Source organism: Rothia sp. 27098_8_161, assembly GCF_041432905.1.
Lineage (GTDB): Bacteria > Actinomycetota > Actinomycetes > Actinomycetales > Micrococcaceae > Rothia.
The window spans coordinates 162633-183506 of sequence record NZ_JAPWAL010000002.1 but is presented as its reverse complement, the minus strand read 5'-3'; the positions used below and the strand labels follow the sequence as shown (position 1 = coordinate 183506).

General features: G+C 57.3%; 19 protein-coding genes and 4 tRNA genes. 7 read left to right on the top strand and 16 right to left on the bottom strand.

The window, feature by feature from the left end; translation table 11 throughout:
• The 4 genes from O3648_RS01620 to O3648_RS01605 form a co-directional block, all read right to left on the bottom strand.
• Positions 1 to 1167 carry a thiamine pyrophosphate-dependent enzyme gene (locus O3648_RS01620; protein ID WP_279740997.1) on the bottom strand — a complete coding sequence of 389 codons (1167 nt, stop codon included), beginning with the start codon at positions 1165 to 1167 and terminating at the stop codon, positions 1 to 3.
• 402 nt (positions 1168 to 1569) lie between these two features.
• Complete coding sequence (locus O3648_RS01615; protein WP_371568009.1) at positions 1570 to 2697, bottom strand: histidinol-phosphate transaminase; 1128 nt, start codon at positions 2695 to 2697, stop codon at positions 1570 to 1572.
• A gap of 276 nt (positions 2698 to 2973) precedes the next feature.
• A complete protein-coding gene (locus O3648_RS01610) occupies positions 2974 to 5394 on the bottom strand; it encodes an extensin (RefSeq protein WP_371568008.1) in 2421 nt (806 codons plus the stop codon).
• A gap of 28 nt (positions 5395 to 5422) precedes the next feature.
• Positions 5423 to 6007 carry an ABC transporter substrate-binding protein gene (locus O3648_RS01605; protein ID WP_279741002.1) on the bottom strand — a complete coding sequence of 195 codons (585 nt, stop codon included), beginning with the start codon at positions 6005 to 6007 and terminating at the stop codon, positions 5423 to 5425.
• A 250-nt stretch (positions 6008 to 6257) separates the two neighbouring features.
• On the opposite strand from O3648_RS01605, the gene purB reads away from it, so the two are divergent.
• Positions 6258 to 7691, top strand: coding sequence for an adenylosuccinate lyase (gene purB, locus O3648_RS01600; protein ID WP_371568006.1), 1434 nt, complete (start codon positions 6258 to 6260; stop codon positions 7689 to 7691).
• Positions 7692 to 7789: 98 nt separating this feature from the next.
• Here the strand turns inward: purB and O3648_RS01595 are convergent, their stop codons facing one another.
• The gene (locus O3648_RS01595) at positions 7790 to 8668 is read right to left on the bottom strand and encodes a di- and tripeptidase (RefSeq protein ID WP_371568005.1); all 879 of its coding nucleotides are present in this window, start codon (positions 8666 to 8668) and stop codon (positions 7790 to 7792) included.
• Positions 8669 to 8939: 271 nt separating this feature from the next.
• Between O3648_RS01595 and O3648_RS01590 the strand changes: the two genes are divergently transcribed.
• Together O3648_RS01590 and O3648_RS01585 are read left to right on the top strand one after the other, a co-directional pair.
• Positions 8940 to 10001: a DMT family transporter gene (locus O3648_RS01590; protein ID WP_371568002.1), complete on the top strand. Its 1062-nt coding sequence runs from the start codon at positions 8940 to 8942 to the stop codon at positions 9999 to 10001.
• Positions 10002 to 10478: 477 nt separating this feature from the next.
• Positions 10479 to 10667, top strand: coding sequence for a hypothetical protein (locus O3648_RS01585; protein WP_279741010.1), 189 nt, complete (start codon positions 10479 to 10481; stop codon positions 10665 to 10667).
• Between the two features lie 118 nt (positions 10668 to 10785).
• Here the strand turns inward: O3648_RS01585 and O3648_RS01580 are convergent, their stop codons facing one another.
• Both O3648_RS01580 and O3648_RS01575 read right to left on the bottom strand, forming a co-directional pair.
• Positions 10786 to 11574, bottom strand: coding sequence for a fused MFS/spermidine synthase (locus O3648_RS01580; RefSeq protein WP_279754548.1), 789 nt, complete (start codon positions 11572 to 11574; stop codon positions 10786 to 10788).
• Entirely contained in the window at positions 11574 to 12338 is a 765-nt protein-coding gene (locus tag O3648_RS01575) for a DsbA family protein (RefSeq protein WP_371567999.1), read from the bottom strand. Before O3648_RS01575 ends, O3648_RS01580 begins: the two co-directional genes overlap by 1 nt.
• A gap of 308 nt (positions 12339 to 12646) precedes the next feature.
• On the opposite strand from O3648_RS01575, the gene O3648_RS01570 reads away from it, so the two are divergent.
• Both O3648_RS01570 and O3648_RS01565 read left to right on the top strand, forming a co-directional pair.
• Positions 12647 to 12721: transfer RNA gene (locus O3648_RS01570), tRNA-Thr, on the top strand.
• 105 nt (positions 12722 to 12826) lie between these two features.
• The gene (locus O3648_RS01565; RefSeq protein WP_279741015.1) at positions 12827 to 13093 is read left to right on the top strand and encodes a hypothetical protein; all 267 of its coding nucleotides are present in this window, start codon (positions 12827 to 12829) and stop codon (positions 13091 to 13093) included.
• A gap of 126 nt (positions 13094 to 13219) precedes the next feature.
• Here the strand turns inward: O3648_RS01565 and O3648_RS01560 are convergent, their stop codons facing one another.
• From O3648_RS01560 to O3648_RS01550, 3 genes are all read right to left on the bottom strand, one after another.
• Complete coding sequence (locus O3648_RS01560; protein ID WP_279741016.1) at positions 13220 to 14095, bottom strand: CoA ester lyase; 876 nt, start codon at positions 14093 to 14095, stop codon at positions 13220 to 13222.
• Between the two features lie 218 nt (positions 14096 to 14313).
• Positions 14314 to 14853, bottom strand: coding sequence for a dehydrogenase (locus O3648_RS01555; protein WP_371567995.1), 540 nt, complete (start codon positions 14851 to 14853; stop codon positions 14314 to 14316).
• A 233-nt stretch (positions 14854 to 15086) separates the two neighbouring features.
• On the bottom strand, positions 15087 to 16097 hold the full coding sequence (locus O3648_RS01550) for an NAD(P)H-quinone oxidoreductase (protein WP_371567992.1): 1011 nt from the start codon (positions 16095 to 16097) through the stop codon (positions 15087 to 15089).
• A 125-nt stretch (positions 16098 to 16222) separates the two neighbouring features.
• Here O3648_RS01550 and O3648_RS01545 point away from each other — a divergent pair.
• Positions 16223 to 16310: transfer RNA gene (locus O3648_RS01545), tRNA-Ser, on the top strand.
• A gap of 96 nt (positions 16311 to 16406) precedes the next feature.
• On the opposite strand, the gene O3648_RS01540 is transcribed toward O3648_RS01545, so the two are convergent.
• Together O3648_RS01540 and O3648_RS01535 are read right to left on the bottom strand one after the other, a co-directional pair.
• Positions 16407 to 16904: a DUF4190 domain-containing protein gene (locus O3648_RS01540; protein WP_279788354.1), complete on the bottom strand. Its 498-nt coding sequence runs from the start codon at positions 16902 to 16904 to the stop codon at positions 16407 to 16409.
• 208 nt (positions 16905 to 17112) lie between these two features.
• A complete protein-coding gene (locus O3648_RS01535) occupies positions 17113 to 17460 on the bottom strand; it encodes a DUF4190 domain-containing protein (protein WP_279754538.1) in 348 nt (115 codons plus the stop codon).
• A 253-nt stretch (positions 17461 to 17713) separates the two neighbouring features.
• Here O3648_RS01535 and O3648_RS01530 point away from each other — a divergent pair.
• A tRNA-Ser gene (locus tag O3648_RS01530) sits at positions 17714 to 17802 on the top strand.
• 60 nt (positions 17803 to 17862) lie between these two features.
• Here O3648_RS01530 and O3648_RS01525 read toward each other — a convergent pair.
• The 4 genes from O3648_RS01525 to O3648_RS01510 form a co-directional block, all read right to left on the bottom strand.
• On the bottom strand, positions 17863 to 18408 hold the full coding sequence (locus O3648_RS01525; RefSeq protein ID WP_279741025.1) for a histidine phosphatase family protein: 546 nt from the start codon (positions 18406 to 18408) through the stop codon (positions 17863 to 17865).
• Positions 18409 to 18542: 134 nt separating this feature from the next.
• The gene (locus tag O3648_RS01520; protein WP_279741026.1) at positions 18543 to 19295 is read right to left on the bottom strand and encodes a winged helix-turn-helix domain-containing protein; all 753 of its coding nucleotides are present in this window, start codon (positions 19293 to 19295) and stop codon (positions 18543 to 18545) included.
• Positions 19296 to 19866: 571 nt separating this feature from the next.
• Positions 19867 to 20505: a uracil phosphoribosyltransferase gene (gene upp / locus O3648_RS01515; RefSeq protein WP_371567988.1), complete on the bottom strand. Its 639-nt coding sequence runs from the start codon at positions 20503 to 20505 to the stop codon at positions 19867 to 19869.
• 173 nt (positions 20506 to 20678) lie between these two features.
• Positions 20679 to 20765: transfer RNA gene (locus O3648_RS01510), tRNA-Ser, on the bottom strand.
• Positions 20766 to 20874: the final 109 nt, after the last annotated feature.

The following is a 20874-nucleotide window of genomic DNA, read 5'->3' as shown; positions in this document are numbered from 1 at the left end:
TTACTCCTCTTCAAAGCCTGCAACGTAGTTACGGTAGAACTCGCGGTCATCTTCCACCTGCTGGTGTTCCTGCGCGTAGACGCGGTCGAAGAAATGCTCAAAGTCTGCAACTTCGATGTTCAGCAGTGCCTCGCGCACGCCGGATGCAACCTGCTGTGCGGATTCTGCGACCTCAGCAAAGAATGCATCATCGGCGTAGCCGTTATCGCGCAGGTGCTTCTCAAGGCGCAACATGGGGTCGCGGCGCAGAGGACCTTCCAGGTCGGCATCGGTGCGGTACTTGGTGGGATCGTCCGCAGTGGTGTGCGGGCCGAGGCGGTAGGTCTCAGCTTCAATCAGCACGGGGCCTTCACCGGCACGAATCTTCTCCATGGCATAGCGGGTTGCGGCGAGCACCGCGAGAACGTCGTTACCATCCACGCGGATACCTTCAAAGCCGTAGCCTGCGGCGCGGGTCGACACCGGCACGCGGGACTGCACCTCGAAGGGCACGGAGATAGCCCAGCGGTTATTCTGCACGAAGAAGAGCACCGGCGCGTTATAGGAGGCGGCGAAAACCATGGCTTCGTGCGCGTCACCCTCGGTGGAGGAACCGTCACCGAAGTAGACCGCCACGGCGGGCTTCTGGGTATCCTCGGCGGGGTCGGTTGCCTGACCCTGGCCGGTGCGGCGAGTGCCGGTTTCAGCCTCGATATCGGCATCAAAGTTCAGGCCCATGGCGTAGCCGACGGCGTGCAGGGTCTGGGCGGCAAGCACCTTGGTGTAGGTATGGAAGTTGTGCGCCTTCATGTCCCAGCCGTGGGTGGTGGCTCCGCAGAAGATGGTAATCAGGTCGCGGAAGTCCACGCCACGCGCCAGTGCGACGGCGTGCTCACGGTAGGACGGGAAGATGTAGTCGTTGGGTGCGTAGGCAAATGCAGAGCCGATCTGCGCGGCTTCTTGGCCTCGGCTGGGTACCCAGAGGGCGAGCAGTCCCTGGCGCTGTAGGGCGGTTGCCTCATCGTCGAATCGGCGGGTGGTGTACATGAGACGGTATGCTTCGCGCAGAGTGTCTGCGTTGACGTCTTCGATGTACCGGCTGTAGGTGGGGTGTTCGTGTACGGTGCCATTTTCATCCATGAGCTGGATACGTTCGGGCACTCCGGGATACTTGTCGTTCTCGTGCATCTAACCTCCACACGTGACGAGGGCTTGGCCCTCAGCGGCTTAGGTTTTAGTCTCAACTTTCACCTAATGGTGCAGGATTTGAGGTGTTCCGGCAAGCCTGTGAGGGTCTGGGCATATACAGTTACCAGTCTACTCTTTCCGGCTCTATCTCGCGGCAGTTACGCTGATAACACAGCGTATTATGCCCTATCGTTCAGTATTTGATTATCATCAAATTAAACCTCCCATACATTCTTTTCATGGAATATATGGGAGGTTTAATTTAACTTTTAAAGCCACTTTAGAGACCAGATTTTTCTCTCCGAAGCACAAATATTGAACTCTAAACAATCCCCGACAAGAGAAAATAGTACATTGTTCAATTAGGGTCGAATGGGCACCCCCATCCCTTCACAAGATGCCCTAGAGTTCCTTCATGAAGACCTCACAGAGCGAGAGAAAACGGTCATTCGCCTCCACCTCACCGATGCTCACACGAACACCCTCGGTACCGAACGCACGCACCGACAGCGCATGTTCAGCCATCAGCTGCACAAACTCACCCGTGCACTCCCCCAGGGATAGCCACACGAAGTTCGCGTAAGTGCTCGGGAAATCATAGCCCAACTCCCGCAGTCGAGTGGTCACGCGCTCACGCTCAGAGACCAGGTGGCTAACACGCTCCATCACCGCATCCTCATGCTTGATGGAGGCGATAGCCGCCGCCTCAGCCAGCGCCGTCACGGCGAACGGGGTTGCCGCCACGCGCAGGTGCTGCGTAATCTGCGAGTGAGATATCGAGTAGCCCACCCGCAGACCCGCCAGACCCTGCGCTTTGGAGAAGGTGCGCAGAATGATGACGTTCTCGTAGTCGTGGTAAATGTCCATGCCGTTCAGCGGAGCTTCTTCACTGTCCGGCACGGTGGAGGCGGCGCAGAACTCGAAGTACGCCTCGTCAATCACCACGGGAATGTGAGCGGGCACCTTCGCCAGGAACGCACGGATCTGGCTTTCGGTGACGGCGGGGCCGGTCGGGTTGTTGGGGGTGCAGATCAGGATCAGGCGGGTGCGTTCGGTGATGGCTGCCACCATGGCGTCCAGGTCGTGTGAACCGTCGGGCAGGTTCGGCACCTGCACACTGCGAGCACCCATAATGCCGACGAGGATCGGGTATGCCTCAAAGGAACGCCAGGCGTAGATGACTTCGTCTTGCACGCCGTCGATATTTACGCCGGCGAAGGTTTTGAGGATTTGGTTGAGCGCGCCGAGGCTTCCGGCACCGGTAACAATGTCGTCAGCGTCCACGCCGAGCCGTGCGGAGAGCTTCTGGCGCAGGGCGGTAGAGAGCGGATTGGGGTAGCGGTGCGCGGTCGCAAATTCTGCGAGGACGCGCGCGACCTCGGGCACGGGGCCCAGCGGGTTCTCGTTCGAGGAGAGCTTGTACTGGGTGAGGCCTTCAACGGGTGTGGGCGGTTTACCTGCCGCGTAGCTAGGCAGGGTGCTAAAGACGGGGCGGACCGGGATATTGGCGTGTTCAGCTGACTGGCTCATGGTTCCAGTATGTGCCTGCGGGCGGTTCGGAGGCTAACGCTTCTCACCTGGAGAGCAGGTCGCGATCAAGCTGTAGCTATGCAGGTAGCAGATAGTGGCCGCTAGCGCTGTACGCAAAGGCTACATGTAAAGGCTGTACGCAAAGATGGGGGGCGCCGCCGGGGTCGTTCCCGCAGACGCCTCCCTTTCTCTTTTTCTGCTCTACTCTACTCGCCCTCCACCCTCGACCGAGCCGTCAAGATTGGCTCTTAAGGCTGGGTTTTTAGACTGGTACTTTTAGATCATCAGTGGTTCACGCTCCTCGATGGGAGTCAGGTCCTCGGGAGGGCTCGGGGCGCGGAACCCGGGGTCGATGTTCTCGGGCGGAGTTGGTGCGAGGAACCCGGGGTCAATGCTCTTAGACGGGAACATAGGCGCAGGCTTCAGGTCTGGCAGCGTCGGGATGAGCGACTCACCACCGTCGTAGTCTCCGCTTTGACTATCGCCACCGACCACATGCGGCATAGCCGTTAGGTCACCAATCCGAGGTAGCGATTCAACCACATCTGGGGGGCCCTGAATGAGGCGGGGTGCGAAGTTCCCAAGGGCGGGTTGTGCTTCCGGGCGCACGATGAATCCGGGGTCGATGTCCTCTGCCGGTGCCATGGGCATGCGGCTGACGGGCTGAGTGTCCTGCGGTGCGTTGACGATAAATCCGCGGTTGGCAGGTGCCTCGGTAGTGGAGTCCAGTAGCTTTGCGGCTGATAGCGCGGGTTGTGCAGGTGTAAGGTTCGGTGCGGGCAAGGAACCTGAATTCGGCATCTGCAGTACAGGGGTTTCGGGCCAGGTAGGCTTCGGGTTCTGAGGCTTTTCCTGCGGAGTCGGCTCGGGATGAGGGATGGTCTTTTGGACACCCTCAATGACGGCGGGAATGTGCCCAGTAACCGCCTGTACGGTTTCTCCAGCTTCTCGTTGGAGACCCTCGGCCCTCTGCTTGGCCATCTCCATGCCCAGCTGGACATCTGCAACGGTATCTTCAATTTTCTGCCAAGTATTTTCGACGTTGCCACGCGCTACACTATCTACTCGGTGCAGTTCTCCATCTGTATATTGGTCTGCGGCCTCGTAATAAAATTGAGGGTTAAGTTGTACCCCGGCATCAAGAGCATGTTGAGTGTACCTAGCCCCACGTAATCCATACTCATTCAGACGTTCTTCAAACGTGTAACCATCTGGCATAGCGGAGCCCGAGGTGACCCTTTGTTCCCCTTGCACATAATCTTCTGCTCTGAGAGCACCCAGAGTTTGGTTTCCGTATCCTTCGCGTTGCAAGGTTTCTCTATATGCCCCTCCGTCATGTTTGAAATTTGAAACCGTAATTGCGGTATCGCGTTCATCGGGACGCCAACCTCCAAACGCCCTCAGAGCAGAGTCAGGAACCGGGTCTCCATCTCCTTCCACGTAGTCCACTCCAAAATCACGGCGTTTAGCCGGTAGACCTCGTAGCGGGGAGGCTTGAGTATAGACACCCACAATGTTGATCTCTTTAGCGACTTCAGTACTATTCGCCATATTGTAGGCAATCATTCCTCCCTGACTGAAGCCTTCCATATACACTCGGGCACCCTGAGGTGCTCCGGCATCACGGAGGGCTTGCAAAACCATCTGATAGGCGGGGTTCTCCAGAGTATCGTTACCCAGTGCTTCACGAAGAGTCCCAGGAATATCCATAGGAGATCCACCAAAGGAAGAAAAGTTAGTGCCCGGAATGCTCACGACGTACAGGGCATATGCGGGATCCCCTTCGTGTCCTGCTTTGTACATAACGGTGACGAGCACGGCACCACGTTCACCCTTAGTCGGGTCCTGTTGGGAGCGTTCAAACTCCTGGTCCTGCGCCTTGGCGGCCGCCTGAAGACGCTCAGCACTGGCGTCCACTGTGAGACGGTCTTTCTCGCCGGAATGCGCACTAACCCCATACTCATCGGCTGAGGTGGTGCGCACATTATGTGCTTTCTTATCAGAATCCGGATCACGGAGGGGACCGACGATTCCAACTCCGCCTATTGCTAAGACTTTTTCAATAAATCCCTGGGGTATTTTTGTCACGGCAGAGAGTCGGCCAGCAATACGCTGACGGGCAATTTCGGGATTCCACTTGGTATCAAAGTAGGCAGTAACACCGAAGATAATACCCGCTACGACAGGCGAATACGGCAACAGCCAATAGGCCGAGAAGTACCCGAGCTCGGGAATGGTGAGCTTCAAGAGGTAGGTAGCTTCGCCGGGTTCTCCAGCAATGAGTCCGCGCAGGTGGTCTCGGGTACTACGTCCGTCGGTGAGCTTACCGCCCTTTGCAATGCCCATCGAATCGAACCAACCAGCGACGGTCTTTTCAACCTGCAGGTAAGAACTGTGGGCTGCACGGACGGCGGCTGCAGTGGCGCCGAACTTTGTGGCGCTCAGACCGAGGTCTGTGGCAAGGACGGAGCATACAGCGGCAGCCTGCTGGGCACGTCCGTTGATGCCGAGAAAGAGACGAGTTTCAGCGGCGATGCCGAGAATGGGCATGGTGCGGTCGACGCAGGTGCGGCTGACGGCGTCGAGGCCGTCGGCAATGGCGGGCATTTCTTCAAGCTCAACGCTGATGGTGCCTGCGGTGGGCCCTACGGAGTCGCTGAGGTCACCGATGGGTGCAACGGTGGGTCCGGTAATCATGATGTCTCCTAGGGTGAGGTGAGTGGGTTCAGATAAGCGAGCTCAGCCCGTCGGGCAGGTTCACGTGCATGAGCAAATTCAGCGTTGACTGGGCTTTTTGTACGCCTGAGCGGGCTATGATTTCGCCGGGGTCGAGCTTTTCGAGGAGGTCGGCGGCGCTATCAGCGAGTTTTCCGAGTAGGTTATCTACTACGGAGGCGGCGGCTTGGATTTCCTGCGCTTTGGCAGTGAGGTCGTTGGCGAGTTCTTCACCAGCGGCGGCAATCATGGCAGCGGCACCTTCGGCTTGTTCAGCTTGGTTGCGGACTTTTTCGCGGTGTTCTTGGAGTTGTCGCCGGTAGGCGCGTCCGGCTTCGGATACCCAGTGGTTGCCGTTGAGTTCGTTGGCGTGTTGGTGTGCGATGCGGATTTCTTGGGCTTCGGTGCGCATCCTGTGGGAGAGTTCTGCGCCTTTGGCTCGGGCGAGCGCGGCGGCAGCCATGAGCTGAGTGGCGAGGGTGTGGCCGGCTGCGGTGCCGATGCCCATGTGTCCTGCTGCGCGGAGGATATCGGTTGGTTCGATCCGGGGCAGTTGGAGTACGGGAGGTGGTGCGGTGTCGACGATGGCGTTCATGGTGTGTCCTTTCGCGGCGGGTTTGTTTTAGGCTAAATCTGCCGCGGTGACCGTGCAGGCTGAGTACGCTAACCTGTGGATAACTCAGGCATGTTTCAAAAATTCGCACATTTTGCCGCTTCAAAACCCGAAAAATGCCCCTTCCGCCGCACCTCGTTTTGTCATATTTCTGCAACTAACCGAACCGCCCATCACGTCTATGTACTCTGCCCACCTCTTTTTTTCGGCGGATTCGTGCAAAAATAGAGTTATGTCTCACATCAATAACACCTTTTTGCCTTCTGGCCGTATCGACCTGGGCACCGGCGACCTTGCGCTGGGCCCTCTGGATGGACGCTACGCATCCGCCACCGCACCCCTGACCAACTACCTTTCTGAGGCCGCTCTGAACCGCGATCGCATTCACGTTGAGGTTGAGTGGTTCATCTACCTGTGCGAGCATTCGATTCTTCCGGGCCTGTCCCCGCTCACCGGTAAGCAGAAGAACGGTCTGCGCGCGATTGTCACTGATTTTGATGCTGATTCTGTCGCTGAGCTGGCAGAGATTGAGGCAGTCACCGTTCACGATGTGAAGGCTGTCGAATACTACATTGGCCGCCGTCTGGAGGGTCTGGGTCTGGGGCACCTGGTGCCGCTGGTTCACTTCGGTTGCACCTCCGAGGACATTAACAACCTCGCCTACGCGCTGGGCATCAAGGATGCTGTTGAGAACGTGTGGGTTCCTGCCGCTGAGAACCTGATTGAGGTGCTGCTTAAGCTGGCTGAGGAAGGCCGCAACGTGCCGATGCTGTGCCGTACTCACGGTCAGCCTGCAACTCCCTCCACCCTGGGTAAGGAGCTGGGCGTGCTCGCGTACCGTCTGAAGCGCCAGGTGAAGCACGTTGCTGCAACCGAGTTCCTGGGCAAGATTAATGGTGCGACCGGCACCTACGCTGCTCACTATGCGTCGGTTCCTGACGCTGATTGGCAGGATGTTTCTCGTGGTTTTGTGGAGCACCTGGGCCTGACCTGGAACCCGCTGACCACCCAGATCGAGTCACACGACTGGCAGGCTGAGCTATACTCGGATATCGCTCATTTCAACCGCGTGCTGCACAACCTCTGCACCGATGTGTGGAGCTACATTTCGATTGGTTTCTTCCGCCAGATTCCGGTGGCTGGTGCAACCGGTTCGTCGACCATGCCGCACAAGGTGAACCCGATTCGCTTTGAGAATGCGGAGGCTAACCTGGAGCTCTCCAACGCTCTGCTGGATTCGCTGGGTTCGACCCTGGTGACTTCTCGTTGGCAGCGTGACCTGACGGACTCCTCAGCACAGCGCAATATTGGTGTGGCATTTGGTCACTCGGTGCTGGCTATCTCCAATGTGGTGAAGGGTCTTGAGCGTCTGGATATTGCAACCGAGGTTATTTCGGCTGATCTGGATGCGAATTGGGAAGTCCTGGCTGAGGCGATCCAGATGGTGATGCGTGCTGAGGCTATCGCGGGTGTTCCCGGCATGGAGAACCCGTATGAGCGCCTGAAGGAGCTGACTCGCGGCCACCGCGTGGATGCCGCTCGCCTGACGGAGTTCGTGGCTACGTTGGGCCTCTCTCCCGAGGCTGAGGCACGTCTGTCGACTCTGACTCCGCACACTTATAACGGTATTGCGGCTCAGCTGCTGGATCACGCGAAGAACGCTTAGTCCGTAGCGAAGGATTAAAAACTGAAGACCCCGGTTCCCTTAGGGATCCGGGGTCTTCAGTGTATTGGGTCTTTGCTTTGTTCTGCTGGCCAGCGGGTTTAGCGGCCGAGCATGCGGCGGCGGCCGGTTTCGGTATCGTGATCCTTGCCGCGGGTGAAGACCTTGCCAGCTACCTTACCTGCGTCCTTGACGCCTTTGAGCAGGTAGCCAGCCACGCCGGTTGAGGTGTCTTCGGAGCTATCCTGCACACGGGGTGCACGTGGGGTAATCATGAGCTCTGAGGGGAAGTACGCGGGTGCATTGCCGAAAGCACGGCGGGTGTTGCGTACAACGTCCTTGCCAAGCGCCAGGTTTGCGCCGCCGCCAACGACTGCGCCCACGCCGAAGGGTAGGGCACGGCCGAGCAGTGCGCCGGTCTGGCGGGTGAGGAATCGGCGGATGAACAGGTTGCGGATGGTGCGTTCGACGCTGAACATCTTGCCGCTGGAGGAGTTGCCAAGCAGCATGCCCCATTTGTTGGAGACGCCGCTTGCTTTACCAGTTTGCAGCAGCACAGTATTCATGAGCTGGGAGCCTTCTTCACCGAGCATGATTGCCATGACCATGGAGCGGGCGGTTTCGGCGTCGCGTACGTGCACGCCGTGCAGTTCTGCGACGGCCTGGGCGTAGAGTGCAGTGCGTTCGAGATAACCGCCGACTGCTAGCGCGAACAGGCTCATGGAGGTGACGGTACCGACGCCGGGCACGAATGCGGATGCGCCGGTGACGCCACCGATGGCGGTGATGTCACGCAGGTAGGTGCGGTCGAGTCGCTTGTGGATTTGTTCGGGGGTTTCGTCGGGGTGCGCTTCACGCAGTTTTTTGACGATGGACAGCGCGAGCGGTCGTTGCATACGCAGTACGTTGTCGAGGGTGGTGGTTAGCGCGGGACGGGGGTTACCGTCTTTATCAAATAGAGACTTCTTCGGGTCAAGCATGCTCTCAGTAAATCATGGCTTGGTGAATATTTCCTGAATATGGGGCCTGTGGTGGGGTGTAGGGATGAAATTTCACCGAGGGCGTGTGTTTTTTTGACCGCTTGTTAAGGTGTTTTGGTCTCTATTTGCGTCGGATTTTAAAGCGCGTAAAATTGTCGTAGATTACACACTATTCATTGTTTGCATAGTGCGTGACCTGTTTCACGGAGATTTGGGTCGCGCCTGATAACAGATAGCGACTGACACCTCTTCTGAACTAATAAGGATTGCTATGACTTCTTCCACCCATACGCCCAATGCTGCGCGTTCTCCCCTGGCGACTCAGGGGCTGGGTGTTGCGTACGCGACCGGCGCGATTATTTCCGCGCAGTTCGGTGCGGCTCTCGCCAAGCAGCTGATGGGCGATTTGGGTCCCTGGGGCGTGGTGGCTCTGCGCCTGCTGACTTCTTCTGTCCTCCTGTGGGCGTTCTTCCGTCCACAGATTCGTTCGTGGACCCGCCAACAGTGGATGACGGTCATTGTCCTTGGTATCGCCCTGACCGGTGCAAATGCGTTCTTCTATGTGGCGATTGAGCAGGTTCCGCTGGCGATTGCGGTGGCAATTGAGTTCATGGGCCCGCTGGTTCTGGCGACGGTTATGTCGCGCCGCAAGCTGGACCTGGTGTGGATTGCATTGTCCTTTACGGGCATGGCGATTCTGACGGCCGAGTCCCAGGCTAAGCCTGAAGATTTCGCCCTGATGGGCGTGCTTTTCTCGGTCCTGACCGCTGTTTCTCGTGCCGCCTATATTCTGGCGACGGAGAAGGTGGGCGCGCTCATCCCGGGCATGGGCGGCATGGTCATGGGTAACGTTGTCTCTACCCTACTGGTTATGCCGTTCCCATTCTTGATTAGCGGCAATAACCTGCTGAAGGTTACCCAGGATGTGAACCTGCTAGCTATTGGCTGCGTGATGGGTCTGCTGGCTTCTGCCCTGCCGGCACTGGGTGAGGTTTCTTCCCTGCGTCTGCTCCCTGCACACATTTACAGTGTTGTACTGTCCCTGGAGCCTGCAATTGCGGCGGCTGTGGGTATTGTGATGCTTGGTGAGGCGACCGGTCTGGTTCGTTGGGCTGCTATTGCTCTGCTGGTGGCTGCGAGTATCGGCATTTCAATTTCTCACGCTCGTGCGCAAAAGAAGGCGCAGGAGGAGGGTACTTTCGAGGATTCCGATCGATACCTGCCCGGTGCGGTGGATGCACACGCAGTGGATATTGCACAGATGGCAACCAGTTCCATTACACTCCCATCAGCCAGCCAGATTAAGGCTGACCGTGAGACAAAGGGCCTCTAACCTGCTGAGATTTTGAGCGTATCAACGGTTTCTAGCACCCCCGGGTAACGAGTGGGATAGTATCTCGTGCTGCCCGGGGGTGCACTCTTTATCTGCTTAACTGGGCTGGTCAGGTTCGTGCCCCCGCCCAAATCGATACCTCACCTGTACACCTTAAGAGATACACCGCCTCCTTCGAAGACGCAGGAAGGAGAATCATGCCGCATACTTCATCTCAACGCCCCGCTCTGGGCGTCATATTTGCGTTGATATCCTGCTTGTCACTGCAATTCGGTGCCACGTTCGCGATGACGCTCTTTCCGCTGTTTGGCGCGCTGGCTATTACCGTCAGCCGCCTGACGATTGCTTCCATTGTGGTGGGTAGCACCGTGTGGTTGGCGGCGCATTGACATACCCGCCGCGGCGGCGAAACGCCGCCGGGTACGCTGTCCTGGTCGAAGGAGCAGTGGCGTGCCGTCATCATTTTCGGTCTGATGAATGGCTTCTTCTATTGCGGCGATTGCCGGTTGGGCGCTGCTGAATCAGAAGACCGGCCCGATTCGTTGGGTGCCGATTTTCCTGCTGATGACCGCGAGCATAGGCATTACGCTCACCACCACGAAGGGTAGTTCTCCTCCACAGAAGGGTGACGGCAAGGACCCCGTTCCCATGCCGCTACCTGAGTAAAAACCAAAATTCCACCGGCGCGCGGCGTATAGAAAAACCCCTATAGAAAACTCATAGAGAAAACCGTTGAGGCGGGTACCTAGCTAGGTACCCGCCTCAACGGTTTTGTATGTTCGGTTTAGCTCTCAGCCAGTTGTTCCAGCAGGTCGCGCAGCTCATCGGTGGTGAGCACCTCCGCCGGATGCGGGCCCAGGGCGTACAGCCGGTCTTGGGTGTCCTCGTCCAGCTTACGGGAGGTACCAACCAGCACAAGGTTGCCCTCGTTCTGCCCGCTGATCATGGAGCTTTCGCACAGACACCACACGTGATCGAAGACTTCCAGCATGGCGATTGCCTGCAGCTGGAAGAAGGGCAGACCCGCATCGTCACCCACGTTGATGGCAACCATACCGCGCTCACTCAGGGCGTCCTTGAGTTCGCGGTAGAAGTCGCGGTTCGTCAGGTGGGCGGGCGCGTCCATGCCGGTGAAGATATCGAGGATAATCGCATCGAAGCCGGGCACGCCCAGCAGTTCGAGCAGGTTTGCCAGCTGCTCGCGGGCGTCACCGACCACCAGCTGGCAGTCGGTACCTGCGGGTAGCGGCAGGCGATCCGTCACGAAGCCCATGAGCTCGGGCTCAATATCCACGGCAATCTGGCGGGAGCCGGGGCGGGTCGCCTGAATATAACGCACAAGGGTGAGCGCACCGGCGCCCAGGTGGGCGGCAGTGATGGGTTCACCGGCAGGTGCAAGCACATCCACAGTGTTTGCGATGCGGCGCAGGTACTCGTAGAACACGTAGTCGGGGTTCTGCACATCCACGTGGGACTGCTCGGCGCCACCGATTTCGAGGACGTATCCGTGGTCGCTGAACCCGTCGGGGTGGATTTCGGCGCGCTGACCACCAGAGAGCTGAATATGTGCCACTACTTCACGCCAGCTTCACGCTTGAAGGTGCTGACCAGGTCATCCACCGAGGAAGAGGAGTCCAGTCCTTCAACGACCTTATCGTTCACGGCGAAGGTGGGGGTGCCCTTCACACCAATCTTCACTGCGTGCTCGTAGTCGCGCTGAACGGGCTTGACGGTGTTGGAGTCGAGCAGAGCCTTGTCGAATTCTTCGGTATTCAGGCCCAGTTCCTTGGCGTAGTCATTGAAGAGGGTGCGCAGCTTATCGCGTTCTTTGATGTTCTTCCAGTCGTTCTGGGCGGCGAAGAGCTTGTTCGCCATTTCAACGTGCTTACCCTGCGCTTCGGCGGCCTCCACGGCGAGCGCTGCGGGTACGGCGTTGGCGTGCATGTTCAGCGGCATGTGACGCACGGTCACGTTCAGCACACCGTCAAGCTTCTTGGCGGCTTCTTCAAACTTAGGTTCTGCCTTAGCGCAGTAGGGGCACTGGTAGTCGGTGTACAGGGTTGCGGTGCCTGCACCGGGTACTTCGCGATTGAGGCGGTAGCCGACGTAGCCGTCATCGGCGGTTGTCGAAGCAGTAGCCGAGGGGTCAGCAGATGCCGAAGCACTCGCGGATGCGCTTGCCGAGGTAGCGGCGGTGCTTGCAGATGCGCTCGCCGAACCACTCGCAGACGCCGATGCGGAGGACTGGGAGGAGCTGGAACCGCATGCGCTCAGTCCCAGTGCGGCGGCGGGCACTACGCCCAGCAGCAGGGTACGACGGTTGAGGGGTGAAGTCATGGGGGTTCCTCTCTCTACGGGTGGCGGGCTGGCCTATGGGTAATCAATCTGTGGTTGATGTGCACTGTGAAGTGCTGTCGGCCGCCGTGGGTATAGGCTTTATTGTATGCCCCTGCCCTGAACTTTCCCTATCTTCGGGCGGGTTTGCGGAGTGAATGCAGTGCACACCATAGCCGCTCTGCCGCCTGCTCTCAGCTGCGGGCCCGGTGCTGAAAGTAATTAGCCTCTCCCCCGCCTTTTTTGGTACTATTGCGGGGTATGCACTGTTCGCCGGTTGCTTTCGGGCAGTTGAGAACGGAAGCATATGCGCCTCTATAGCTCAGGGGTAGAGCATTTCCCTCGTAAAGAAAAGGTCGTGGGTTCAAATCCCACTGGAGGCTCCACATCCGCCGTAACGCATGCCGGTTTCCGGTATGTTGCGGCGGTTTTTAGCATCTGAGAGATGTTGTTTTCTCGAAGATGTCACCGTCGAACTTTAGGAGATTCTCATGTCTTCTCGATCCACATCCACTAAGCGCCAGAGGGGCCGCCCGCAGGCAGGTCGCACCTCCGCTGGCTCTGCACGCCCAATGAGCCCGACTACACGTTTTACTCTGGTGTATGTGTTGGCGCTGGTCGTTTCTCTGGCAGTGTGGTTCTTCTACCGCTCCGTGTATGAGAATGACACCACGTTCATGGTACCGATTGTGATTTCTTTGGTGACTTCGTACGTGTGCGCTCATGCGCTGACCGGCGGCAAATCACCCCGCAACTAGGCTACTGACCGGCAGCCCGCCAGACTGTATCCTCGTGAGGTTTTAGGCAGACAAAAGCCGCGCGTCCGATTCCCCGTTCAGGGCTCGGATGCGCGGCTTTTTATGCGTATACTTTACGCCAGCACCTTACTTGGAGGCACGCTGGAAGTCGCTGTCGGTCTTGCCCCACAGGCCGTACACCTTGGCGAGTTCCTTGACCTTCTTTGCACGCAGGTAACGCGGCAGGTAGGATCCGTCGCGGGGGCCGTCGAGGGGCACGTCTAGCATCTGGTGTGCTTCTTCGATCTCGATCTCGCTGGGGGAGAACGCCGCGTTGATGGTCTCCGCCTGGCGGATATCCAAGGTGATCTTACCGGTCATGCCGTGGTCGTTCGCGTAGCCGCATGCCTTGGAGAGGTCACCACCATACGCGCCGAGGGTCGGGCCGTCAATGGGGCCGGGAAGACCACCCAGAGTGGAGGCAATCACCAGCTGCGAACGCACGTAGGCCAGTGCCATGGGGGTTGCGGAAGAACCGGTATCGCGGCGGTAGTCACCCGCACCGAATGCGAGGCGGAAGGTACCGATAGCGCGGGCAATATCCACCGAGTGGTGCACACCGAGTGCGGACTCAATCAGCGCAATAATAGGGGTACCGGCGGGCAGTTCGGCAGCAGTGCGGTCGATGTCGGTGGCGTGCTCTGCGGTGGCGAGCATGACGCCTCGCAGACCTTTCACGTTCTTGAGAGCCTTGACGTCCTTCCACCAGTGTTCGGTGGTGATGGCGTTGATTCGCACCCATGCGACCACACCGGAGTTGAGCATACGAACGACCTGTTCTCGGGCTGCGTCCTTCTCTTCGGCGGGGCAACCGTCTTCCAGGTCGATAATGATGGAGTCAGCCTCGGATTTGAAGGCCTCTTCAAAAACTTCTTCGGTTGAGTTGGCGCGCACTAGGAGCCAGGAGCGTGAGAGGCTGGGGCGCAGCTGACGCGCACGCTCATTGCGATGGAATTCAAACATGGTGTGTGACTTCTTCCGTGAATTGTATATACATTGGATTGTGCCGTAGAGGGGCAGGAAAAAGTCTGCGGTTCTTCCGCGCGTACCATCGCATTGTGTCGCCACCTCCATTGTGACGGAACCGCATAAGAAGTGTCCTACACCTCTTCTTTAAGCCTATCGTCTGCTGAGGTGCACATCAAACTAACTCACCTGTTGATCGCAATTTAGGCCCTGTGTTATGCCTCAACCAGTTGGGTGCGGCCGACGGGGATTCCGTCATCAAAGGTCAGCTCGCCAGCAGCTTCCTCCTGGGCACGCTGAATCAGGCGTTCTGCATCCTCAATGTGCTGGATGACGGTTTCTACGCGGCGGTGCACGCTCACCTGGCGGTCGCATGCACTCGCACAATTGCCGAAGCAGCGTGCCATGGCGAGCGCTTCGGCGCAGAGGGCCACGGCATTACCAGCTTTGGATAGGGCGCGATTTAGGTCGGAGTAGGTGCCGAATGGGGAGGCGGGAATATCGCCGTCGCTGGGGGCGAGGCGGTGCGCTTCCATAACGACGGCACGCACGCGCGGGATGAGGTCGGCGAGAGCGTTTGCGTCCGGCACAATGAGTTCAATCATGGAGGTGGACGAATCGGTTGCCGCTAGGCGTTCGAGGACCTGGTGGAAGCGGTCAATGCCGCGAATGAACCGGTCGTGGGATCGGCGCCAGATGCCTTTGCCGAGTTCGGCGTCGTCGCGGCGCGATTGCAGGTAGCTTTTAAGTCCCATATGTCCTCCTCTGCGTGGTGTGTGTGCCGTGTTTGTTGGTCAGTGGAGGCTGCCAACGATGGGCCCTGCAGCGATCCGCAAACCTCCTTATACTTAGGTTACCCTAAATCTCTTTTAGTGACGAGCTGTCAGCAGTCAGCTGATTATTTCGAACCCAGATTTTCATCTCTCCCCTCACGCGACACTCCCCGCGGCACCGACCTGAAACGGCACCGGGGGGAGCACAGCGGCTTCTAGACCATGCGCAGTACAATCTTGCCGCAATGCTGACCCGAGTCGAAGTATTCGTGGGCGGCAGCCGCCTCCTCCATATCGAAAATACGATCCAGGCCCACGCCAACCCTGCCGGATTCAATCAACGGCAGCACGTGTTCGCGTACACCGCGCAGAATCTCAGCCTTCTGCTGATCCGAACGAGTGCGCAGGCTCGTGGCGTGCACCGACAGGCGGCGGGTGAGCATGTAACCCAGATTAACTTCTGCTTTAGCGCCACCCATGAGACCGATAATGCACAGGCACCCACCGTCGGCTAGGGTGTGCAGGTTATCATCCAGGTACTTCCCACCCACCACATCGAGGATATAATCGGCGCCGCGTCCGCCGGTTTCAGTCAACAGAACTTCACAGAACGAATATTCGGTATAAATGATCGGTTCAGCACCTAGTGAGCGCACATATTCTGCTTTTTCCTCGGTACTTACGGTCGCAAACACACGGGTACCCGCGGCGAGCGCCAGCTGAATAGCGTGCACACCGATACCGCCGGTGCCACCGTGAATGAGCACCACCGCGGGTTCGCCGTCTTCCTTAAGGTTTTCGGCGGGGTTCATGCTCATACCGCAGGTGAGCACCAGGTTCGAGTAGACAGTTGCCGCGACTTCGGGAATACCGGCGGCTTCGGCGAAGCTCAGCTGTTCGGGTACGGGCAACACGTGGTCGATTGGTACGGTCACGTAGTCGGCGTAGCCGCCTCCAGTGAGTAGCGCCATGACTGACGTTCCGCGATTCTCAACTGAGACGCCATCACCAACAGCTTCAATCACACCTGCCACTTCGAGGCCGTAGATCGCACTCGCACCGGCGGGCGGCGGGTAGAATCCACGGCGTTGCAGGGCGTCGGCGCGGTTGATTCCAGCAGCGTGAATGCGGATGAGAACTTCGTGGGATCGGGGTACGGGGGTGGGGACTTCGCTGATTGCCAGAACCTCAGGTCCACCGTGACTGTTCTCAATAATTGCTCTCATGGGTCCTCCTCATTGCCGGAAGCACCATCATTGGTGCGCGATTTACAGAAAGCTTATCTCATGAGATAATCTCGTAGTGCCCTGCGGCACGGTATTGCCATAAAATGCCGGTCTCTGGCGCATATGGATGGTTGTCCGAGCGGCCGAAGGAGCTGGTCTTGAAAACCAGTAGGCGGTAACCCCGTCTCAAGGGTTCAAATCCCTTACCATCCGCGTTTTAGCTTCTGCTCCAGTGTGGACATCAAGAGCCCCGCTCCTCACATTGAGGAACGGGGCTCTTTACATACCTTCCAGTGAGGGCGGAAGTTTTTAGAAGAATGCCAGGGTGCTAGCCAGCTCAACAAAGTGGCTGGACGAGGAAGAAGCAGCACCTGCAATACCGATAAGCCCCAGCAGTACAAAACCTCCAAGGAAAAGCAAGTACAGACCACCAATAACTGCGTTAATCCAGCTCATGATGCGACCAGCCGAAGCAGCCGCGCCGTAGCGCTCTGCCTCGTTCGCCTTGAAGATACCAATAACACCCAGGATCAAGGAGGGCAGACCGAACGACCACCAGCTGACGATGAAGTTGCAGACCAGGCCGATAATGCCCAGCACCATGGAGGTCTGAGCAGCCTTCTCACCCGCGAGCTGTTCAGGGGTCTTCTGAACAATGCCGACGGGGACCATCATGGGCTGGCCGTACTGGCCAGGCTGCTGGTACTGCTGCTGGCCATACTGGCCGTTCTGAGCGTTCTGCTGGTTCAGGTTGCCGTATTCCGGGTTGTAGTCGTAGAAGTTAGAGTCCTGCGGATTCTGGGACATATGATCCTTCTTTCGCGTGAATGGTATGCATTAAACCTAATTCACCCTAACCTATCGATGAGGTAGGTACAAACAAATTCGTCATTCTAGAGATATATGCACCATAATGCACAAACTAGAAAACTGACGAGGCACACAAAAGCCCACGTACACATGGAGTACACTCAGGCTCCCTCAAATCATAAGGTTACAGTGGGTAGCTTCAACCCTAGGACTTTACAAGAATCCTCAGAGCAATCAGCAACACAATGCCGACGGCACCCAGAATAGTACCGGCAATAGCCATACCGCGATTCTTCAACTCAGGGTTGTTCATAGCCAGGCGGCCGGTCACAATAGCCACAGCACCAAGGATGTAACCAAAGAGGAACAAGCTCACAATACCGCTCACCAAAGAAACAATCGACAGAGTCTTTGCCTTCTTCGCCTGAGCCTGCTGCTCAGGGCTCTGAACGGGCACACCGTAAGGAGCCTGCTGATTGAACTGGGGTGCCTGCTGGCTAAACTGGGGGTCCTGGTTGAACTGGGGCTGGGGGTTGTTGGGGTTTTCAGACATGATTTCTCATTTCGTTGAGTACATAAGACAACTCTGGCAACGCTGTATGGAAAAATCACACGCCAGAGACGTCCTCCATTTATCGGTCGGACAGCAGCAGTCTATCGAAGATGCATATAAGCCTCAAAGCCTACAATCCATAGTCCGCCCTATAGAGCAACACACACTCAGAAATATCCCCAAAGCATGGGTCAAATTGACCAAGCGCAAAACAGCCTATATTCTTATAGGGATGCGCTCACGAGCGCACCGTGGAGACGTGCCAGAGCGGCCGAATGGACTTCACTGCTAATGAAGGGTCGGGGTTAAACTCGACCGGGGGTTCAAATCCCCCCGTCTCCGCCGCAAAAGCCCCGTACCAACCGGTACGGGGCTTTTACTTTACCCTTACAGGCACGAAACCTAGAAGCTCTTGAAGTCCACGAGGCGCGCATCCGCGCCATCAAGTAGAGCCCACTCCCCCAGCACCTCAAACACCGCGATGGAAGAGGGCGGGAAACCGTAGTACACATCCATGGACGCATTCAGGTCAGAATCCGGGCTCATCAAACGCTGCGCTGCATCCTGCACACCGGGCAGATGCGACACCATCATCAGAGAATGAACATTCTCCGAAACACTGTTAATGCGCGCAATAATACGGGACGCAGACACCTCATACAGCCCCTCATCCAAATGAGCGGTAGGCGCCTTCGCCCCCAAACCATCCGAAACCCAAGTCGTCGTCTGTCGAGTACGCAATGCCGATGACGACACAATCTGCTCCGGAATATAACCGCGAGAAGCCAACCAAGCACCAGCGGCGGCAGCCTGCTCATGACCGCGCTTCGTCAGCGGACGATCAAAATCATTCAGACCCCAATCAGCCTCCGCATGGCGCATAATAATCAGACGCTTAACCTCGCGGCGGTGCGAGCCAGATGCAGTGTTGGAAGAATTTTCAGCCATACACCCATTCTAGCTAGAGGGCACCGGAACGTCCCGTACGCCGCTACAGCACGCGCACTAACACCCACAAGGTGGGCACAAGTAAACCCCGGCGCGCCGGCATCACGCCAGCACACCGGGGTGCACGCTAAAAACTAAATCGAGTATTCCGGAGCAGCCCAGACGACAACCTCGGGGTGCTCAAAGAAACGGTAACCCTGGCCGCGCACCGTACGCACGGTACCCGACAGGCGACCCAGCTTCGAACGCAGACGACGGATATGCACGTCAATCGTACGCTCATGCGGATGCTCATCGCCCGAACTCCATAGGGCCTTCAGCAGCTCCTCACGACCCACGGTGCGGGATGAGTTCTCCACCAGGTGTGCCAGCAACTCGAATTCCTTGAAGGTCAGCATGAGCGGCTCACCGTCCAGGAACACCTCGCGGCGCGCCAAATCAATCAATACACCCGAGGAGTGGCTATTCGTAGCCTCTGCCTCGCGGGCGGCATTTGCCTCCGGATGCATATACATTGCGGTCGGATCGCCCAACGCGTTACGCACCACCTCAAGGTCGCTACCCTCAGCGTTCACCGGAGCCAACGCCACGGCGGCATACGACTCCGACTCGGGAGCCAGATGGTGTGCATAAGTACGCAAGTCCTGAACGATACGCACCAGTGAGGTGCCGTTCGCGGCAGCAAGTTCTTCGTTCAAACCCACGTAGAGCACGAAGCCGCGTGCCTCATTTTCCTGAGCCTGCCTATGGGCAGAATCACTGGCTGAAAATGTCATCGGACGCAACGTTGCGGCCTGCACAGCGGGGCGCTGGGGCTGCACGACCTGACGCTTAGCGGCACGACCGCGCTGGGAGATGTGGACATATCCAGGTACAGCACCTGACATGGTTCAACCTTCTCTCAAAGTCTGTGTACGGGATCCCAGTCGTACGTGGTGTGGGGTGCGCCGGAAGCGACGCAGAGTCAAACAGTCCCCAATACCTGTTCGAGTCTCAATCCTCTTACTTAATATTTCTCCTATTTGACGGATAAATCAAGCGGATTCAACATAGTGGATTCATCTTTATGGATGAGAAGAGTACAATATCTTTCCCCCATTTTGGGAGGTTTCAGGAACCGCCTGAAGCTTTCAGTATTTTTCCCTTATAAATATTCACAGCTTCTTTTATCTACTGGTATCACTCTGTATTTTCATGTGAGGCTGTGAATATACTTGAAGTTTTAATGCACCCCTCTAGTGCTCCATTGTGTTCCTCGTCATATAATAGCAGGGGTGTCTCAAAACCCCACGCCGACCCCCTAGCAGTACCATCGCCACCCAAGCCCCGGACGCATTAGACACGCACCGCCACACTGCGGCACTCAACCACCCAAACACCCATAAGACATAGCGAAGCGCCTCCACACATACATATGCAGAGGCGCCCTATTCATATCACGTGAATTATACTGAAAGACTACTCAGCCAGACCGTACAGGCGATCACCAGCATCGCCCAGACCCGGAATAATGTACGCTTTCTCGTTCAGACGCTCATCACGAGTAGCCAAGAACAGATCAACATTCTCCATACCAGCAACGCCCTTCTCCAGAGCAGCAATGCCCTCAGGAGCGGCAATCAAGCATACACAGGTCACAGACTCAGCACCACGCTTGCGCAGGAACTTAATAGCCTCAATCAAAGTGCCACCGGTAGCCAACATCGGATCCAACAGGTACACCTGACGGCCAGTCAAATCCTCAGGCAGACGCTCCGCATACGTCACAATGTCTAGGGTCTCCTCATTACGAGCCATACCCAGGAAACCCACCTCAGCGGTCGGAACCATGCGAGTCATACCCTCCAGCATACCCAAACCAGCACGCAGAATCGGAACAACCAGCGGCCTAGGATCAGCAATACGAACACCGGTAGTGGTCGCCACCGGAGTCACAACCTCAATCTCTTCCACGCGGATCTCGCGAGTCGCCTCATAGGCGAGAAGGGTCACCAGCTCATCAACCAGCTGACGGAAAATCGGGGACGGAGTGTTCTTATCACGCAGAACACTAATCTTGTGAGAGACCAGCGGGTGGTCAAGAATCTTAATACGCATAATACGATTCTACCCACCCCCAAATCAGCAATCATCGGTAAAGCCCCCGAAGTGGCACACACCCCATAAACCAGAGCAAAATACCGCCATATAGACACTCACCAACGCCACCCCAGAACAAGCCAGACATGCAAAAACCCGCCGAGACAAATCTCGACGGGTTTTCGTTGGTGCGGTGGTGGAGGGATTTGAACCCCCGTTGGCTTTTACACCAAACATCATTTCGAGTGATGCACCTTCGGCCGCTCGGACACACCACCAACTGTGGAAAACTATAGCACACCCCCAACAGGAGGGCAAGAAAAACCGCGTACGGCAGCCGGGTGTCGCCCTCTTCACGGTCCCTTTCACCGTGCCCTTTTCGACACC

Excerpts from the sequence above, each read along its gene's own strand:
- purB (WP_371568006.1), top strand. The coding sequence starts at position 6,258 with ATGTCTCACATCAATAACACCTTTTTGCCTTCTGGCCGTATCGACCTG.
- O3648_RS01550 (WP_371567992.1), bottom strand. The coding sequence starts at position 16,097 with ATGAGAGCAATTATTGAGAACAGTCACGGTGGACCTGAGGTTCTGGCA.
- O3648_RS01615 (WP_371568009.1), bottom strand. The coding sequence starts at position 2,697 with ATGAGCCAGTCAGCTGAACACGCCAATATCCCGGTCCGCCCCGTCTTT.
- O3648_RS01560 (WP_279741016.1), bottom strand. The coding sequence starts at position 14,095 with ATGTTTGAATTCCATCGCAATGAGCGTGCGCGTCAGCTGCGCCCCAGC.
- O3648_RS01575 (WP_371567999.1), bottom strand. The coding sequence starts at position 12,338 with ATGACTTCACCCCTCAACCGTCGTACCCTGCTGCTGGGCGTAGTGCCC.
- O3648_RS01565 (WP_279741015.1), top strand. The coding sequence starts at position 12,827 with ATGTCTTCTCGATCCACATCCACTAAGCGCCAGAGGGGCCGCCCGCAG.
- O3648_RS01610 (WP_371568008.1), bottom strand. The coding sequence starts at position 5,394 with ATGATTACCGGACCCACCGTTGCACCCATCGGTGACCTCAGCGACTCC.
- upp (WP_371567988.1), bottom strand. The coding sequence starts at position 20,505 with ATGCGTATTAAGATTCTTGACCACCCGCTGGTCTCTCACAAGATTAGT.
- O3648_RS01605 (WP_279741002.1), bottom strand. The coding sequence starts at position 6,007 with ATGAACGCCATCGTCGACACCGCACCACCTCCCGTACTCCAACTGCCC.
- O3648_RS01525 (WP_279741025.1), bottom strand. The coding sequence starts at position 18,408 with ATGGCTGAAAATTCTTCCAACACTGCATCTGGCTCGCACCGCCGCGAG.
- O3648_RS01520 (WP_279741026.1), bottom strand. The coding sequence starts at position 19,295 with ATGTCAGGTGCTGTACCTGGATATGTCCACATCTCCCAGCGCGGTCGT.
- O3648_RS01620 (WP_279740997.1), bottom strand. The coding sequence starts at position 1,167 with ATGCACGAGAACGACAAGTATCCCGGAGTGCCCGAACGTATCCAGCTC.
- O3648_RS01535 (WP_279754538.1), bottom strand. The coding sequence starts at position 17,460 with ATGTCTGAAAACCCCAACAACCCCCAGCCCCAGTTCAACCAGGACCCC.
- O3648_RS01585 (WP_279741010.1), top strand. The coding sequence starts at position 10,479 with ATGGCTTCTTCTATTGCGGCGATTGCCGGTTGGGCGCTGCTGAATCAG.
- O3648_RS01540 (WP_279788354.1), bottom strand. The coding sequence starts at position 16,904 with ATGTCCCAGAATCCGCAGGACTCTAACTTCTACGACTACAACCCGGAA.
- O3648_RS01555 (WP_371567995.1), bottom strand. The coding sequence starts at position 14,853 with ATGGGACTTAAAAGCTACCTGCAATCGCGCCGCGACGACGCCGAACTC.
- O3648_RS01590 (WP_371568002.1), top strand. The coding sequence starts at position 8,940 with ATGACTTCTTCCACCCATACGCCCAATGCTGCGCGTTCTCCCCTGGCG.
- O3648_RS01595 (WP_371568005.1), bottom strand. The coding sequence starts at position 8,668 with ATGCTTGACCCGAAGAAGTCTCTATTTGATAAAGACGGTAACCCCCGT.